Raw genomic sequence first — 17057 nt, 5'->3', positions numbered from 1 at the left:
CGCTGGCGCGCGCCTTGCGCCGGTTGCAGGGGTTTTCTCCGCGCTCGGAGCGGAGTAGAAACCGGCTTATGAACGCACCTGTCAAACCTTCGAAGCTCATCAAGGGCGCCACCGGCGATTGGGAAGTCGTGATCGGGCTGGAGATCCACGCCCAGGTCTCTTCCAACGCCAAGCTGTTCTCCGGCGCGGCCACCGCGTTCGGCGGCGATCAGAACACCCACGTGTCGCTGGTCGACGCCGCGATGCCCGGCATGCTGCCGGTGATCAACGAGGAGTGCGTGCGCCAGGCGATCCGCTCCGGGCTCGGGCTGAACGCCAAGATCCATCTGCGCTCGGTGTTCGACCGGAAGAACTATTTCTATCCGGACCTGCCGCAGGGCTACCAGATCAGCCAATACAAATCGCCGATCGTCGGTGAGGGGGAGGTGGTGGTCGACCTGCCGGACGGCGACAGCATCACCGTCGGCATCGAGCGGCTGCATCTCGAACAGGACGCCGGCAAGCTGCTGCACGACCAGCATCCGACTTCGACATTCGTCGATCTCAACCGCTCCGGCGTCGCGCTGATGGAGATCGTCTCCAAGCCGGACATCCGCTCGTCCGAGCAGGCCAAGGCTTACGTGTCGAAGCTGCGCACGATCCTGCGCTATCTCGGCACCTGCGACGGCGACATGGAGAAGGGCAGCCTGCGCGCCGACGTCAATGTTTCGGTGCGCCGTCCCGGCGAGCCTTACGGCACCCGCTGCGAGATCAAGAACGTCAACTCGATCCGCTTCATCGGTCAGGCGATCGAATACGAAGCGCGCCGCCAGATCGGCATTCTGGAAGACGGCGGAACGATCGACCAGGAGACCCGTCTGTTCGACGCCAACAAGGGCGAGACCCGGTCGATGCGGTCGAAGGAAGAGGCGCACGACTATCGCTACTTCCCCGATCCGGATTTGCTGCCGCTGGAATTCACCCAGGCCTATGTCGACGATCTGAAGGCCGGCCTGCCGGAATTGCCGGACGCCAAGAAGGAGCGGTTCGTCCGCGACTTCGGCCTTTCGGTCGAAGACGCAGGCGTGCTGGTCAGCGAGCGCGAGAGCGCCGAGTTCTACGAGGCGGTGCTGGCGCAGTTGAAGGATCAGGACCGCGACGGCAAGCTTGCCGCCAACTGGGTGATCAACGAGCTGTTCGGCCGTCTCAACAAGGACGGCCAGTCGATCGATGCATCGCCGGTGTCGGCGGCACAGCTCGCTGCGATCGTCGAGCTGATCGGCGAGGGCACCATCTCGGGCAAGATTGCCAAGGAGCTGTTCGAGATCGTCTGGACCGAAGGCGGTGATCCGCGCACGCTGGTGGAACAGCGCGGCATGAAGCAAGTCACCGATCTGTCGGCGATCGAGAAGGTGGTCGACGATATCGTCGCCGCCAATCCAGATAAGGTGGCACAAGTCGTCGCCAAGCCCGCGATGCTCGGCTGGTTCGTCGGCCAGGTGATGAAATCTTCCGGCGGCAAGGCCAATCCGCAGGCGGTCAACGACCTGCTGAAGCGCAAGCTCGGCCTCTGACGAACGACCTTCGTCGTCGCGCGCGAACCGCCGCGACGACGTTTCGTGCGCCCGCGACGGCGGTGGCGCTCGCGAATCAGCCGCATCTTCTCGTGCAGAAAACCCCTGTGCCGGAGCGTTTGGACGCTCCGGTGCGGCATCGCGCCTGAAAATTTTTTCGTTGCCAAAGATTGCGACTCAGAGTCCGAAGACGGCCTCGCGCGACCGACTCGGCGCTCGGTCCGGTTTTGCAAAGTAGTTAGTTGGCTCGATTTGTGAGTTGATGAAATCGCTGCGGCACAGGCGTTTCCTGCGATCTTGACAAGTGCCGATGCAGGTTTTTCGCACATAACTCGGTTCGCGCGATCGATCTTCCGACGCCTCGTTCGCTAAGACCGCCTGTGCGCGAGGGACAACTCCCATCAACTCTTCCTTAAGCGGGACACTGTTTTTTTCAAAGCGTTGGTGTATTCGGGAATTAGTGCATCTCGATTCCCGAGTGCACGCAGCAGCAATCAAGCCATCTCACTTATCGGAGGGCAACATGGCCAAGAAAGCAGCGAAGAAGGCGGCGACCAAGAAAGCGGCGCCGAAGAAGGCGAAGACCGCGAAGAGCGCGGTGAAGAAGACCGCGAAGAAGACCACCAAGAAGGTCGCCAAGAAGGCCGCCAAGAAGAAGTAAGCTCGCTTTCGAGCGGGTGCCGGCAGCATCACTGCCGGCCGCGTCACTGGACAGGCTCTTCGCACCGCGACACGAGCGAGGTCCTAGTCGACGAGAGGGTGTCGGCGAGACATCAGGTCAGACGACCGGATCCGATAGCGGCAGGGATCACCAGCCGCCGAAGAGCCCGGTAGAAGAAACGGTTTTTCTTCGAACGGTGCGGACGCAAGGTCCGCAGTTTCATGGGCGGCGAGCCGCGTGTGAGATCTGAACCTGACGTGTTCGCCGACGCCCTCGTTGTTTGTGGGGCCCATCGCCCCGCGCCGGCAGGGGCCGGCTTATCCAGTTCCATCCCTCCACATCCACCGAGTTCGATCAGCCCGCGGCAGCCATCTGCGCCCGCGGCCGGACATGTCGTTTCCCCAGGCGGTTGCGGCGATGGTTATCGGTTCGCCAAACCGGAGGGTAAACCGTCTCTCACCGAGTTCGAAAAACCATTGCGGCACAGGCGTTTCTTAAATCGTCTCGCGAAGAGCGCCGCGGCGCGTTCAGAAATTGTTCAGCGCAACACTTAAACTGCTCTTCAAATTTGATCGGCCATGATTGCCCCATAACACGCCGGGTCACGGCGGTGGGGACGACAAACAGAGGACAGGAGCCGCCTCGGTTCGGCGGCGAAAGATGGAGATCAAAGATGCTGCAGGGACATCTGAATATCGAAACCGCGATGCCGATCGAAGCCGGGGAGAACCCCGATGCGCTGTTCGACCTCGGCCTGCTGTTCGCCTCGGGCCGCGGCGCGCCGGTCGACCTGATCGCCGCGCACAAGTGGTTCAACCTCGCCGCGCTGAAGGGCCGGGCCGACGCGATCGCGTATCGCCGCGAGCTGGCCGAGCTGATGTCGGCCGACGAGATCGCGGTTGCCCAGCGCGAAGCCCGCGCCTGGATCTGCTCGCACTGATGGATCGCTTGCTTCCGCTGACGGAATGCGGCGCTTGGTATCGCCTTATGGTTCGTCCTAAGTCGCGCTGACCGCCGCAACTGACCGCGGATATCTTCTCCTCATGCTCCACAAAGGGAGCTTTCAAAGGAGGAGATGCCCATGAAACTCAAATCAGTATTATGTCTCGTCGCCGGCGCCAGCGTGTTTGCTGCCTCGGCCGCTTTCGCCGGCGAGTTCGGCACGGCCGACGAAGCCAAGGCGATGCTCACCAAGGCCGCTGCTGCGGTGAAGGCCGATAAGGCCAAGGCGCTCGCCGAGTTTGCCAAGGGCGAGGGCGGTTTCAAGGATCGCGACCTGTATCCGTTCTGCGGCGGGCCGGACGGTCTGTTCACCGCGCATCCGACCCTGACCGGCAAGAGCCTCAAGGATCTCAAGGACAAGACCGGCAAGCCGCTGGGCGAAGAGATCTACGCCACCGCCAAGGAAGGCGAGGTCAAGGAAGTCGCCTATATGTGGCCGCGCCCGGGCCAGACCGATCCGGTGCAGAAGGTCAGCTTCGTCACCAAGATCGGCGACCAGACTTGCGCGGTCGGCTACTACAAGTAACCCCTTAGGCAGCGAGACGGCGGCGGTGCTCAGCCGCCGCCGGATCTTATTGCACCTTGATGCCTGCGGCGCGGATCACGTCAGCCCAGCTCCGCTTCTCGTCGGCGATCTTCTGGCGCAGCGCCTCGGGCGTCGAGGCCTCGGGCATCATCATCTGCGTTTTCAGCTTCGTGATGACAGCCGGATCGGCGAGCGCCACCTCGACCGCGCGGTGGATCGCCGCGATCAGTTCGGGTGAGGTGCCGGCCGGCGCGATCAGCGCGTTCCACGCGTCTGACTGCACGTCGATGCCGCTCTCCTTCAGTGTCGGCACGTCGGGCAGGAACGGCGAGCGCTCCGGCGTGGTCACCGCCAGGATCTTCACCGTCCCCGCCGCCTGCTGCGGCGCGACCGAGATCGCCGGCAGGCATGCAGCCTGGACGTCACCGCGCATCAGCGCAGTCATTGCGTTCGGCGAGCCGGCGTAGGGGATGTGCACCATCGCGGCGCCGGCCTTCTGCGCGATCGCTTCCATGCACAGCTGCGACAGCGAGCCGGCGCCGATCGACGCGTAGGCGAAGCCGCCTTTGTCGCTTTTCACCTTGGCAAGAAACTCGCCGACGCTGCCGATGCCTGCGGTTGCCGGCACGGCGAGCACGCTCGGCATCCGTGTCAGCAGCGTCACCGGTGCAAGGTCGCGCTCCGGATCGTAGGGCAGCTTCGGAAACAGCAGCGTGTTGATGGCGAGCGGGCCGGGGATCGAGATGCCGAGCGTGGCGCCATCCGGGGACGCCTTGGCCACCGCATCGGTGCCGATATTGCCCGAGGCGCCGGGCTTGTTTTCGATCACGAAGGTGGAGCCTGGGTGCTGCGTATGAAGCTGGTCGGCAAGCACCCGGCCGACCAGATCCGGCGTCGATCCCGCGGCGAACGGCACCACAATCCGCACCGTCTTCGGCGGCCACGCGGTCGGCTGCGCCGCGGCCGCGCTGCTGACTGCGCACGCCGCGATGCCAAGCATCGCGAGCGTCGGCGTCAGGGTCCGGCGGAGGAGGTGTCCCAGCATTTGCATCGGTCCCGTAAACAATGATACCCGGATTTCGCCCGCATGGCGCCGCGCTGCGGCAGGCCGTGCGACGGCGCGGACCATAGGTGGAATTGGCCGGTGCGCAAACCGCCGCATGCGCGGGCCGAGACAGGAGTGACGCGATGGGACTTGCGTTGATGATCGTCGGCCTGGTGCTGTTCATCGGCACTCATGTCGTCACCACCCAGCGCGACCTGCGCAGTCGCCTGATCGGGATCGGCGGCGAGGCGGTCTACAAGCTTGCCTATGCGGTGGTGGCGCTCAGCGGCCTCGCCCTGATCGCTTACGGTTTCGGATCCTATCGGGCGCACGGCTGGATCGACGTCTGGTATCCGCCGCATTGGACCAAGCATCTCACCGCGCTCTTGATGCTGCCGATGGCGATCCTGCTGGCTGCGGCGTATTCGCGCGGCCGCATCTACGCGGCGGTCAAGCATCCGATGCTCACTGCGGTGAAGCTGTGGGCGGTCGGCCACCTGATCGCGAACGGCGATCTCGGCTCGATCATTCTGTTCGGCTCGCTGCTGGCCTGGGCGGTGTTTGACCGTATTTCGCTGAAGCGGCGCAGCGACGCCGGCGGTCCGCCGATCCCGGTCGGCGGCGTCAAGAACGACGTCATCGCCATCGTGGCCGGCGTGGTGCTGTATCTGGCGCTCGCCTTCGTCTTCCATCCCTACGTTATCGGCGTGTCCGTGTTCGGAGCCTAAGCATGTCTGTTCAATCGACGATCCGGCGGAAGACCGCTCCCGACATCCGCGCGCGCAAAGGCGGTGATCCGATCGTGATGCTGACCTCGTATCACGCGCACACCGCCTCGCTGGTCGATCGTTACTGCGACGCCATTCTGGTTGGCGACTCGCTCGGCAACGTGATGCACGGCTTCGAGACCACCGTGCCGGTGACGCTCGAGATGATGATCCTGCAGGGCCATGCGGTGATGCGCGGTTCGCAGCACGCGCTGGTCGTGGTCGACATGCCGTTCGGTTCGTATGAAGCGTCGAAGGAGCAGGCCTTCCACTCTGCTGCGCGGATCCTCAAGGAGACGCACTGCGGCGCCGTGAAGCTCGAAGGCGGCGTGCGGATGGCGGAGACGATCAGGTTCCTCACCGAACGCGGCATTCCGGTGATGGGCCACATTGGTCTGACGCCGCAGTCGATCAACACGCTGGGCTCGTTCCGCGCGCAGGGCCGCGAGGAGGGCAGCTGGGCGCCGATCGAGGCCGACGCAAAGGCGGTCGCCGAGGCCGGCGCGTTCTCGGTGGTGGTGGAAGCCGTCGCCGAGCCGCTCGGCCGCAAGATCACCGAGATGATTTCGATCCCGACCATCGGCATCGGCGCCAGCGCCGCCTGCGATGGTCAAGTCTTGGTGCTCGAAGACATGCTCGGCCTGTCGCCGAAGCCGCCGAAATTCGTCAAGCGCTATGGCGACCTTGGCCCCGGCATCGAGGCGGCGATCAAGGGCTATGCCGAGGAGGTCCGCTCGCGGGCGTTCCCCGGGCCTGAGCATGTTTATGGGATGAAGTCGAAGGCGTGAGGCGATCGCCAGGGCGTGCGTGCCGGTCAAGGTATCCCCTTGATCCGGCTCGCTTTGCCTTGCCAGCGCCATAACGCTAGGGTATCGCCCGCGCGGCGGCGAGGGATGGGCTAGCGGCGGCCCTGTTGGGCTGTTGCGCTGTCGGGACAGGAAGAATCTCCAAGTGTCTGAATTATTTAACGAAGTCGACGAGGAGCTGCGTCGCGAACGGCTCAAGAGGCTGTGGGACAAGTACTCGATCGTTATCGTCGGCGGGGCGCTCCTGATCGTGGTCGGGGTCGGCGCCTGGCGCGGCTATGAATATTACGAGGCCAAGAAGGCGGCCGAAGCCGGCGCGGCCTTCGTCGCCGCTGCCGACCTTGCCGAGCAGAACAAGCACACCGAGGCGGAGGCTGCGTTCGACAAGATCGCGGCGTCGGCGCCTGCCGGCTATCGCACGCTGGCGCGGCTGCGGGCCGCCGCCGAGATCGGCGCGCGCGATCCGCAAGCCGCGGTAAAGCGCTACGACGAGATCGCGGCCGATCGCAGCCTCGCGGCGCCGTTCCGTGAACTCGCCAGCATCCGTGCCGCCAACCTGGTGCTGGAGACCGCGAGCTACAACGATCTGGTGCAGCGCCTCGAGCCGGTGGCATCCGGCAACGGCGCCTTCCGTCATACCGCGCGCGAACTGCTGGCGCTGGCCGCGTGGCGGGCCAACAACGTGGCGGCGACCCGGCAGTGGATCGACAAGATCACCACCGACGCCGAAACCCCCGGCAGCCTGCGCAGCCGGGCCGATGTGCTGCAGGCGCTGCTGCCGCCCACCGCGACCAAGAGCTGACGTCGTTCGAGCGACCGCGACACCAAAGATTGTGAGAGATAATCCATGCGCCTGTCGCACCGCCTGATTCCACTCGCCGTGCTGGTCGCGCTGTCCAGCGCTCTGGCCGGCTGTGGCAGCATGAGCAGCTTCGATCCGACCGACATGTTCGACTTCCTGGATCAGAAGAAGAAACTCGCCGGCGATCGGAAGCCGGTGTTTCCGGAAGGCGTGCCGGGCCTCGAGCAGGGCGTGCCGAAGAGCCTGTACAAAGACGAGGTCGAGCAGCAGCAGCGCCAGCAGGCCGCCGCCGAGGCCGCGCCTGCGCCGGTTGAAGAGAAGCCGAAGCCCGCCGCGCGCTCCAAGAGCCGGCACAATTCCGCGGCGCGTCGCCCGGCTGCGCCGGCCGCTGAGCCCGCTGCCGAACCGGCCGCCGAGGAAGAGGGCAGCGCCGCCGCCGTGCCGCCGGCGCCGAAGCCGGCCAAGCAGTCGCGCCGCCGCGTCACCACCCCGCCGGCCGACGATCAGTCCTCCGCGCCGGCGCCGGCGCAGTCGCAATCGTCCGGAACGGCTCCTTCCTTCCCGGCGCCGCTGCCGAGCGGCAGCTTCCAGCGCTAATTCAGGCTTCGGCCTCGAAGGTCTGACCCGAGCGACATTGACAGGCCGCCGCTTCTCGGCGACGGATCAGCCATGTCTTTCATCCTCGCAATTATCGGCCGGCCCAACGTCGGCAAATCGACGCTGTTCAATCGCCTCGTCGGCCAAAAGCTGGCGCTGGTCGACGACGCGCCCGGCGTGACCCGTGACCGCCGTGAAGGCGAAGGCCGGCTCGGCGATCTCAGCTTTACGCTGATCGACACCGCCGGCCTCGACGAGGGGCCGAAGGGCTCGCTCACCGCCCGGATGCAGGAGCAGACCGAGACCGCGATCGCGCTTGCCGATGCGCTGCTGTTCGTGATCGACGCCCGCGCCGGCCTGACCCCGAACGACCGCGCCTTTGCCGACTTTGCCCGCCGCGCCAATAAGCCGGTGGTGCTGGTGGCCAACAAGAGCGAAGGCAAGCACGGCGAGGTCGGCGCGATGGAGTCCTACGCGCTCGGCCTTGGCGACCCGGTGCAGATCTCCGCCGAGCACGGCGAGGGCATGGGCGAACTCTACGACGCCCTGCGTCCGCTGCTGCCGGAGCCGGTCGAGGACGAGGAAGACGACGAGCCCGCCGACCAGAGCGAAGAAGCGATCGCGACGCGGCCGATCCGGGTGGCGATCGTCGGCCGTCCCAACGCCGGCAAGTCGACCTTCATCAACCGGCTGCTCGGCGAGGAGCGGCTGCTGACCAGCCCCGAAGCCGGCACCACCCGCGACTCCATCGCCGTCGAGGTCGAATGGAAGGGCCGCGACTTCCGCGTGTTCGATACTGCCGGGCTGCGTCGCCGTTCGCGGATCGAAGAGAAGCTGGAGAAGCTGTCGGTTGCGGATGCGCTGCGTGCGGTGCGCTTTGCCGAAGTCGTGGTGCTGATGATGGATGCGCAGCACCGCTTCGAGGAGCAGGATCTGCGGATCGCCGACCTTGTCGAGCGCGAGGGCCGGGCCCTGGTGATCGCCGTCAACAAGTGGGACCTGATCGAGCGCCAGGGCGGCCAGATCGCGCAGCTTCGCGCCGATGCCGACCACTGGCTGCCGCAGATCAAGGGCGTGCCGATCGTCGCGACCTCCGGCATGCTGGGCGAGGGCGTCGACCGCCTGATGCAGGCGATCCAGGATGCCTATGCGGTGTGGAATAGGCGTGTGCCGACCGCGGCGCTGAACCGCTGGTTCGAGCAGGCGACTTCGCAGAACCCGCCGCCGGCGGTCTCGGGCCGCCGCCTCAAGCTGAACTACGTCACCCAGACCAAGGCGCGGCCGCCGAGCTTCGTGGTGTTCTGTTCGCGCGCCGATGCGGTGCCGGAATCGTACTTGCGCTATCTCGTGAACAGCCTGCGCGGCGCGTTCGAGCTGCCCGGCACGCCGGTGCGGATCACGCTGCGCGAGAAGGCCAATCCGTTCGCGCACAAGCGTAAACGCAAGTCATGACCGAGGAAGCCACAGCGCAGCAGCCGCCGGTGCCCGGCATGACCGGGCCGCGCCGCGCCGCCGTCGGCTTCATCTTCGTCACCATCCTGCTCGATATGCTGAGCATCGGCATGATCCTGCCGATCCTGCCGAAGCTGATCGAGAGCTTCTCCAACGACAACACCGCGGACGCGGCGCGGATCTACGGACTCTTCGGTACTGCCTGGGCACTGATGCAGTTCGTCGCGTCGCCGGTGCTCGGCGGGTTGTCCGATCGCTTCGGCCGCCGGCCGGTGATCCTGCTGTCCAATCTCGGCCTCGGGCTCGACTACATCCTGATGGCGCTGGCGCCGTCGCTCGGCTGGCTGTTTCTCGGCCGGGTGATTTCCGGTATCACCTCGGCGAGTATTTCGACGGCTTTCGCCTACATCGCCGACGTCACGCCGGCGGAAAAGCGCGCGGCGGTGTTCGGCAAGGTCGGCGCCGCGTTCGGGCTCGGCTTCATCATCGGTCCGGCGATCGGCGGGCTGCTCGGGGGCGTCGATCCGCGACTACCATTCTGGGTCGCGGCTGGGCTGAGCCTGTGCAACGCGCTGTATGGTCTGTTGGTCCTGCCGGAGTCGCTGCCGCCGGAGCGGCGCTCGCCGTTCCGCTGGAAGTCCGCCAACCCGGTCGGAGCGGTGCGGCTGCTCGCCTCCAACAGCCGGCTCGCCGCGATGGCAGTGGTGGAGTTCTGTGCCGAGGTCGCCCATGTCGCGCTTCCGGCGACCTTCGTGTTGTATACGAGCTATCGATATGGCTGGAGCGAGACCAAGATCGGTCTGGCGCTCGCTTTCGTCGGCGTCTGCACTGCAATCGTGCAGGGCGGCCTGGTTGGTCCCGCGCTGAAGCGGCTCGGCGAACGCAACGCGCAGATTATCGGCTATGGCGGCGGGGCGCTCGGCTTTCTGATCTACGCGCTGGCGCCGAGCGGGACGCTGTTCTGGATCGGCATTCCGGTGATGACGCTATGGGGCATTGCCGGGCCGGCAACCTCGGGGATGATGACCCGGCTGGTGGCGGCCGACCAGCAGGGCCAGCTGCAGGGCGCGATGACCAGCGTCAAGAGCATCGCGGAATTGATCGGGCCTTTCCTGTTCACGCTGATCTTTGCGTATTTCATCGGGGCAAATGCACCGTTCGCATTGCCAGGCGCGCCGTTCCTGCTCGCCGGCGTGCTACTGATCGTCTCGGTGCTGGTCGCGGCGACGGCCGGTGATGCGCGGCAGCGGGTTTCCGCCGGTTAGTTAGCTGAGGCCGGTTTGCTGCGCGGCCGGCTCTCTCAGAACGGCACGGATGCCCGGCCGCGGAGCGTCCAGATCTGGACTGTGCCGCCCAGGCCGCCGAGTTCGCCGCCGACCGCGACCGCCGCGCCGTTGCCGAACCGCGCTGCGATGCCTCCGGTCAACCGTGCCGACCAGCCGTCCATCAGCGGCACCGAAGCCAGCGGCGCTCCGCTCGCGAGCGTGATTGTCTCCGCGTTGTCGCCGAGGAAGTAGTAGTCGGCAAACACGCCGGTGTAGGGCGCGAGCGTCAGCGTCGCGCTGTAGATCCAGGGGTAACTGACCTTGAGGCCGGCCGATGCCCGCCCGGTGAAGAACTCGCGCTGTGCCTGCGGAGTGCCAAGTGAATCGATGTAGGCATTTTGGCGCTCCCACAGCGCATAGACCTTCGCCGAGGGCTCGATCGCAAAACCCAACGCCTCCGTGGTGCCGGTAATGCCGCCAGACACCAGCCACCGCCGGCCATCGAAGCTGCCGAAGGCGCTGCCGGCCGAGCCGTCGTAACCGATCCCCGAATAGGCGCCGGCGATGTCGAAGCGCAGCCCGGCGGCGGACCGCCACGCCGCGTAGGAGCCGATCGTCCAGCCATCGCCTTTGAGCCTGCCGTCGAGCGTACCGGACTTGTAGTCGAAGGTCTCGTAACCACCGACGAGGCCGATCAGGAAGTCCGGAGACGGCTTCCGGGTCAGTCCGATCAATGCATTGACATGGTTTCCGCTGAGCACCGAGCTGGTGCTGCTGGCGTTCCATTCCCCGATGCCGGTCGCTTTCACCTCAGCCCACATCAGCCAATCCTTCGGCTCGACCTGTGCCTTCGCGGGTGCCTTTGTGATGTCGGCCTTGCGATCAATCGCCGCGAAGGTGTCGTCAAAGCGGGATCGGCTTCGTCCCGGCCCGGTCGGATCGCCGATGCCGAATCCGATGCCACGGCCGGGCCCGTTGTCGCGGACGTATGACCGAGGCCAGCTGCTCTCGACGGCGCTGTCGGCCGCCCCGGTTCGGCTCTGCGACAGATCGTCGGTGAAGTTGAAGCGGAGGCCCGTGCCGGATGGTGCGACCAACTCGCCGCCGTCGTTGAACCCCTCGGAAATCGCAGAGTCGATCGCCCCAGAGATCACGGCGCCGGAGGTCTGCGCGATTGTCTTGCTCGCGATGATCTGCATGGCGCGCAGCTTGAGACTGTCCTGGGGTGTGTTGACGGCTTGCAGCAGCGGCGACGAGCTACTGGCAGAGTAGCTGGCGTTGCCAATGAACGCGGCCAGAATGGTATGTGAGCCGACCGTCAGGCTGCTGGTGGTGAGCGTCGCGGTGCCGCCGGACAAAGCGACCGAGCCGATCGTGACGCCGCTGTCGGTGAAGGTCACGGTGCCGGTCGGGACGGAGCCGCTCGCCGTCACCGTCGCGGTGAAGCTCACCGGCTGTCCCGCTTCGCTGGGGTTGCGCGACGAGGTGAGGGTAGTGGTTGTCGTGGTGACGATATAGCTGAATAAGCCGGCCCCGGTGCTGCTGCCGCCCGGTGTCGTCACGGTGACGTCGACCACGCCCGCGGCATGAGCAGGCGTCGTTGCGGTGATGGTGGTGGCGCTGGTCACGCTCACGGCGGTGGCCGCGGTGCCGCCGAAGCTGACGGCGGTTGCGCCAGCGAGGTTGCTGCCGGTGATCGTCACCGAGGTGCCGCCCGCGCCGGGGCCGCTCGCCGGATTGATCGACGTGACGCTGGGACCGGCGACGTAGCTGTAGAGCCCGGTGCCCGTTGCGGTGCCGCCGGGCGTCGTCACCACGATGTCGACGCTGCCCGCAGCGTGAGCGGGCGTGGTCGCCGTGATCGTGGTGGCATTCACGATCGTGACGCTCGTGGCCGCAACCCCGCCGATCGTTACGGCCGTCGCCCCGGTGAGGTTCGTCCCGGTGATGGTGACCGACGTGCCGCCGCCGATCGGGCCCGCGGCGGGAGCGATCGCCGTCACCGTGGCGGCCGCGATATAGGTGAAACCGCCAGTCGACGTGACCGGGCCGCCGGCGGTGGTGACGACGACATCCCGAGCGCCCGAGGTACCGGCAGGTGTCGTGATCGCGATCGAGGTCGCCGTGTTCGTCCCAAGGGTCGCGGCCGCTCCGCCGACCGTCACCGAGGTGACGCCGGACAGGTTGGTGCCGGTGATGGTCACCGATGTGCCGCCGGCAGCCGGGCCTGAGCTCGGCGAGATCGAGCTGATGGTCGGGGGCGCCACATAGGTGAAGCCGCCGGTAGATGTCACCGATCCCCCGGCGGTCGTCACGACGACGTCGCGTGCGCCGGCCGTTCCGCTCGGTGTCGTCACCACGATCGATGTGGATGTGTTCGTGCCGAGCGAGGCCGCAGTGCCGCCAATGCTGACCGAAATGACGTTGGCGAGATTGCTGCCGGAGATGGTGATGGAGGTGCCGCCGCTGGTCGAGCCGGAGTTGGGAGAGACCGTGCTGATCGTTGGCGGGCCCGCGTAGGTGAAGCCGCCGGTGGCCGTGGCCGAGCCGCCACCGGTCGTGACAACGACGTCGCGCGCCCCGGCTGTGCCGGCCGGCGTGGTCACGACGACCGAGGTGGACGTATTGGTGCCGACTGTGGCGGGTGAGCCGCCGATCGTCACCCCGGTGACCCCGGCCAGATTGGTGCCGGTGATCGTCACCGACGTGCCGCCCGCCGTCGGGCCGGCGTTCGGCGAGATTGAGCTGATCGACGGTGACAGGATGTAGGTGAACCCGCCGGTCGCTGTGACCGAACCGCCCGGGGTGGTCAGGACAACATCACGTGCTCCGGCCGTCCCGGACGGCGTCGTCACAACGATCGACGTCGATGTATTGGTGCCGAGGGTCGCGGATGCGCCGCCGATGGTGACGGCGGTCACTCCGGACAGGTTGGTGCCGCTGATCGTCACCGAGCTGCCGCCTCCGGTGGAACCGGAATTCGGGGAGATCGTGCTGATCGTCGGCGCCGCCGCGTAGGTGAAGCCGCCGGTCGATGTCGCCGCGCCACCGGGCGTGGTGACGACGACGTCTCGTGCCCCGGCCGTTCCGGACGGCGTGGTGATGACGATCGACGTCGCCGTATTGGTGCCCAGGATCGCCGCAGCGCCGCCGACCGTCACGCTCGTGACCCCGGACAGATTGCTGCCCGAGATGGTGACGCTGGTGCCGCCAGCGGTCGGGCCCGCACTGGGTGAAATCGAACCGATGGTCGGGCCGGCGATGTAGGTGAAGCCGCCGGTCGAGGTGGTTGAGCCGCCGGCCGTTGTCACCACCACGTCGCGCGCGCCAGCCGTCCCGGACGGCGTGGTAATGATGATCGAAGTCGATGTGTTGGTGCCGAGCGTCGCCGACGCCCCGCCCACCGTCACGCTGGTGACGCCGGACAGGTTGGTGCCGCTGATGGTTACCGACGTGCCGCCGGTGGCCGGGCCCGAACCCGGCGAAATCGAACCGATGCTCGGTGGCGCCACATAGGTGAAGCCGCCGGTCGCGGTCGCCGATCCGCCTGCGGTGGTAACAACGACGTCGCGTGCGCCCGCTGTCCCGGATGGCGTCGTGATGACGATCGACGTCGATGTGTTGGTTCCGAGCGTTGCCGATGCACCGCCGACTGTGACGCTGGTGACGCCTGACAGATTGGTACCACTGATCGTCACCGACGTAGCGCCGCCGGTCGAACCGGAACTCGGCGAAATGCCTGTGATGGTCGGGGCGGCGATGTAGGTGAACTGGTCGCTCGAGCCGGTCGCCGATGTCCCGATTGGCGTGGTCACGGTGACGTGCACGGTCCCGGCGCTGCCGCTCGGCGAGGGCACGACGATCTGGGTCGACGAACTGCTGGTGAAGCTGCCGCTCGCCACCGAATTCGAGCCGAAGCTGACCGAGGTTGCGCCGCTGAAATTCGTACCTGTGATGGTGACCGAGGTGCCGCCTGTGGCTGGACCGGACGTCGGCGAGACACCGGTAACGGCAGGGGGGGACACATAGGTGAAACCGCCGGTCGACGTGGCGGAGCCACCCGCAGTCGTCACGACGACGTCGCGTGCGCCCGCGGTGCCGGCCGGGGTCGTGATACTAATCGAGGTCGACGTATTGGTGCCGAGCGTCGCCGAGGCGCCGCCGACGGTCACCGAGGTAACGCCGGACAAGTTCGTCCCGCCGATCGTCACCGCGGTGCCGCCCGCGGTCGAGCCTGAACTCGGCGAGATCGAGCTGATCGTCGGAGGCGCCACATAGGTAAATTGGTCGCTCGAACTCGTCGCCGAGGTCCCGACTCCGTTTGTCACCGTGATATGCACCGTGCCGGCGCTGCCGCTCGGCGACGGCACGACGATCTGGGTTGACGAACTGCTGGTGAAGCTGCTGCTCGGTACCGAGTTCGAGCCGAAGCTCACTGACGTCGCCCCGGTGAAGTTCGTGCCGTTGATCGTCACCGAGGTGCCGCCGGCGGTCGGGCCGGATGACGGCGATACCGACGTGACCGTCGGACTGCCGGCCGCGGTGCAGGTGGCCGAGAACGCCACGCTGCCGCGAAACCCGCTGCCAGTCTGGTCGATCGCCTCCGAAGATAGGCCCGGCGTCGTGGCTCCATCTGGATTGTTGTTGATCTTCACTATGTCGCCGGCGGACAGCGTGTAGCTGCCGGACGTGCTGATATGGAAGCCAGCGCCGCCATTGTTACTGAAGGTTGCAGGAATACCGAACGAATAGTCCGCGGTAAATCCGGCATCGATGGTTCCCGCCGTCGTCGAGATGGTCACCGAATAATGGAGCGTGTCGCCAGCAGCGAATGCCTTCAAATAGGCCTCGTTGAAGCCTTTGCCGTCGTCGGGAGCGCCTGGCGACGTGAACGTCACGTTGTAGTTCAAAGCGCCGCCGTTCACGGCCGTACAACTTGCCGATGCCCAGCTTGCGGTCGGAGTCAGCGCGATTGCTGCGGCCACCAGTGCCGCGGACGCGAGGATTAGAAGCCTGTTCTTAAGTCCGGCCGGTGGCGCGCAGGTGCTGCCAACAAGCCGCAATAATCGCGCGCGGCTCTCCGCTGAGGGCGGCTTTGGTGGGCGAGAAACGGCCCATAGGCGCTCTGCCGCGGCGCCATCCGGCGCGGCGCGGGATTTCTGCGAGAACCCGCCGGAATCATTCAGGCTCATGAGTCTCGTCGAAATCAGAGAGAAGGACGAAATAACTGATAGTTCACGCGGCTTTTAGGAAATATGCGCGAGGTGAACGATCGAGCGTTGCATCTGTCTGGTTGTGGTATCAAGACGTCTCGCGATTTAGCATTGCTAATTCGGCTTATCGTTGTAGATAAGTCACAAGTTCGCATTGCTGCGTGGTAGCCGTGTAGAGGTGGTGCGAAATCCACGTAGTGTTACTTAGAGTTTATCTTTCCTGCGCGCTTGAATGCACGGTTTGATGAATTTGCGTCGAGTGAATGTTTTGGCGATTTGGTTGCTGGTGCAGAAATCTGATCGTGTGAGTGACGCGCGGGATTTGTTCGTCGACGGTGGATTGTTGTCGAAGTGATGATGAGTATCGTGCAAAGCGAATTCAGTTGGTCGGCTGTGCATAGGTGAAATTAGGTCGTTGGGCTAAGTTATCGAGTGATCGAATTTTCGGTCGTCGGTAGGTTGATCGTCATTCATTGCGGCGGTTCGCTTCATGGCTTCCAACAAGAAAGGGGGGATCCTGAGAATGAGCTCGGTCCGGATTCGCGCGGACCGGTCTTGACATTGGAGGGGCATGACGCCGCTGGCCTCGCGCCCCATCGTTCTCCACGAAAGGAATTGGTCAAATGGCAGACTCTTTTATTGGTCAGATCATGCAGGTCAGTTTCAACTACGCACCGGTGGATTGGGCAGTCGCGGCCGGGCAGACATTCAACGTCACACAGAACCAGGCGCTGTTCTCTTTGATCGGCGGGACCTTCGGTGGCGACGGACGGACGACGTTTCAGCTCCCCAATCTTCAGTCGCGGGTGATCATCGGTGCCGGGCAGGGGCCGGGTCTCAGTAACTATGCGTGGGGTGCGCATGCCGGCGTCGAGCGCGTCACGCTGACCCAGGCAAACCTGCCTGCGCATTCACACGTGGCGACGTTCACGCCGACGGGCGGCGGCGGTGGTTCGGCGGCGGTCCAGGCGCTGACGGGTGTCACCGTTGGTTCGCTGTCGGGCTCCCCGGCTGCCGGATCGCTACTGGCCAATACCGGCCCGACCGGAGGAGGTCAGCCCAAGATCTACGCACCCGCCGGGACGGCAGGCACGCCCGTCAATCTCGGCGGTGTGAGCGGCGGCGGCGGGATCACTGGCGGGACGGTTCAGATCGGCAACACCGGAAGTAACGTTCCGATCGAGACCTTGCCGCCTTACCTGGCGCTCAGGACCAATATCTGTCTGTCGGGCCTGTATCCGGTTCGCGACTGAGTTAGTCCTCGCCTCGGGGGGGGGGGGGGGGTGGCTAGCCGCCCCCCGCCCCCCGACCGCCCCCGGGGGGGGTTCCCTGTAAATTAAATCGCCATTAAAAACCAACCGCCCGGAT

At 65.7% G+C, this 17057-nt stretch carries 13 protein-coding genes; 11 read left to right on the top strand and 2 right to left on the bottom strand.

Annotation, left to right across the window (positions count from 1 at the left end; genetic code table 11):
* The first annotated feature begins 68 nt into the window (after positions 1 to 68).
* The 4 genes from gatB (at position 69) to VRZ08_RS12020 (ending at position 3742) form a co-directional block, all read left to right on the top strand.
* Positions 69 to 1553 (top strand): Asp-tRNA(Asn)/Glu-tRNA(Gln) amidotransferase subunit GatB, encoded by a 1485-nt coding sequence (gene gatB, locus VRZ08_RS12035; RefSeq protein WP_107344965.1) that lies wholly within the window; start codon positions 69 to 71, stop codon positions 1551 to 1553.
* 523 nt (positions 1554 to 2076) lie between these two features.
* On the top strand, positions 2077 to 2214 hold the full coding sequence (locus VRZ08_RS12030) for a hypothetical protein (protein ID WP_012496544.1): 138 nt from the start codon (positions 2077 to 2079) through the stop codon (positions 2212 to 2214).
* A gap of 673 nt (positions 2215 to 2887) precedes the next feature.
* Complete coding sequence (locus VRZ08_RS12025) at positions 2888 to 3154, top strand: hypothetical protein (protein WP_414532672.1); 267 nt, start codon at positions 2888 to 2890, stop codon at positions 3152 to 3154.
* Between the two features lie 141 nt (positions 3155 to 3295).
* Complete coding sequence (locus tag VRZ08_RS12020) at positions 3296 to 3742, top strand: cache domain-containing protein (protein ID WP_107344963.1); 447 nt, start codon at positions 3296 to 3298, stop codon at positions 3740 to 3742.
* Between the two features lie 46 nt (positions 3743 to 3788).
* Here the strand turns inward: VRZ08_RS12020 and VRZ08_RS12015 are convergent, their stop codons facing one another.
* Positions 3789 to 4787, bottom strand: coding sequence for a Bug family tripartite tricarboxylate transporter substrate binding protein (locus tag VRZ08_RS12015; RefSeq protein ID WP_414532671.1), 999 nt, complete (start codon positions 4785 to 4787; stop codon positions 3789 to 3791).
* A 143-nt stretch (positions 4788 to 4930) separates the two neighbouring features.
* Between VRZ08_RS12015 and VRZ08_RS12010 the strand changes: the two genes are divergently transcribed.
* The 6 genes from VRZ08_RS12010 to VRZ08_RS11985 all read left to right on the top strand — a co-directional run bounded on the left by VRZ08_RS12010 (position 4931) and on the right by VRZ08_RS11985 (position 10476).
* Entirely contained in the window at positions 4931 to 5515 is a 585-nt protein-coding gene (locus VRZ08_RS12010; RefSeq protein ID WP_107344961.1) for an NnrU family protein, read from the top strand.
* Between the two features lie 2 nt (positions 5516 to 5517).
* Positions 5518 to 6342 (top strand): 3-methyl-2-oxobutanoate hydroxymethyltransferase, encoded by an 825-nt coding sequence (gene panB, locus VRZ08_RS12005; protein ID WP_107344960.1) that lies wholly within the window; start codon positions 5518 to 5520, stop codon positions 6340 to 6342.
* A gap of 163 nt (positions 6343 to 6505) precedes the next feature.
* Entirely contained in the window at positions 6506 to 7162 is a 657-nt protein-coding gene (locus VRZ08_RS12000; RefSeq protein WP_107356034.1) for a tetratricopeptide repeat protein, read from the top strand.
* Positions 7163 to 7207: 45 nt separating this feature from the next.
* On the top strand, positions 7208 to 7759 hold the full coding sequence (locus tag VRZ08_RS11995) for a hypothetical protein (protein ID WP_414532670.1): 552 nt from the start codon (positions 7208 to 7210) through the stop codon (positions 7757 to 7759).
* A 72-nt stretch (positions 7760 to 7831) separates the two neighbouring features.
* Positions 7832 to 9211 (top strand): ribosome biogenesis GTPase Der, encoded by a 1380-nt coding sequence (der, locus tag VRZ08_RS11990; protein ID WP_414532669.1) that lies wholly within the window; start codon positions 7832 to 7834, stop codon positions 9209 to 9211.
* Positions 9208 to 10476: a TCR/Tet family MFS transporter gene (locus VRZ08_RS11985; protein WP_414532668.1), complete on the top strand. Its 1269-nt coding sequence runs from the start codon at positions 9208 to 9210 to the stop codon at positions 10474 to 10476. Before der ends, VRZ08_RS11985 begins: the two co-directional genes overlap by 4 nt.
* 35 nt (positions 10477 to 10511) lie before the next feature.
* Here the strand turns inward: VRZ08_RS11985 and VRZ08_RS11980 are convergent, their stop codons facing one another.
* The gene (locus VRZ08_RS11980) at positions 10512 to 14945 is read right to left on the bottom strand and encodes a beta strand repeat-containing protein (RefSeq protein WP_414532761.1); all 4434 of its coding nucleotides are present in this window, start codon (positions 14943 to 14945) and stop codon (positions 10512 to 10514) included.
* A 1367-nt stretch (positions 14946 to 16312) separates the two neighbouring features.
* Between VRZ08_RS11980 and VRZ08_RS11975 the strand changes: the two genes are divergently transcribed.
* Positions 16313 to 16942, top strand: a complete 630-nt coding sequence (locus VRZ08_RS11975) for a phage tail protein (protein WP_264052576.1) — start codon at positions 16313 to 16315, stop codon at positions 16940 to 16942.
* Positions 16943 to 17057: the final 115 nt, after the last annotated feature.

This window comes from Rhodopseudomonas sp. G2_2311 (genome assembly GCF_047501505.1).
In the GTDB taxonomy this organism is placed as follows: domain Bacteria; phylum Pseudomonadota; class Alphaproteobacteria; order Rhizobiales; family Xanthobacteraceae; genus Rhodopseudomonas; species Rhodopseudomonas palustris_H.
Note: the sequence above shows the minus strand (reverse complement) of the source record. Positions and strands in the feature narration are given on the sequence as shown.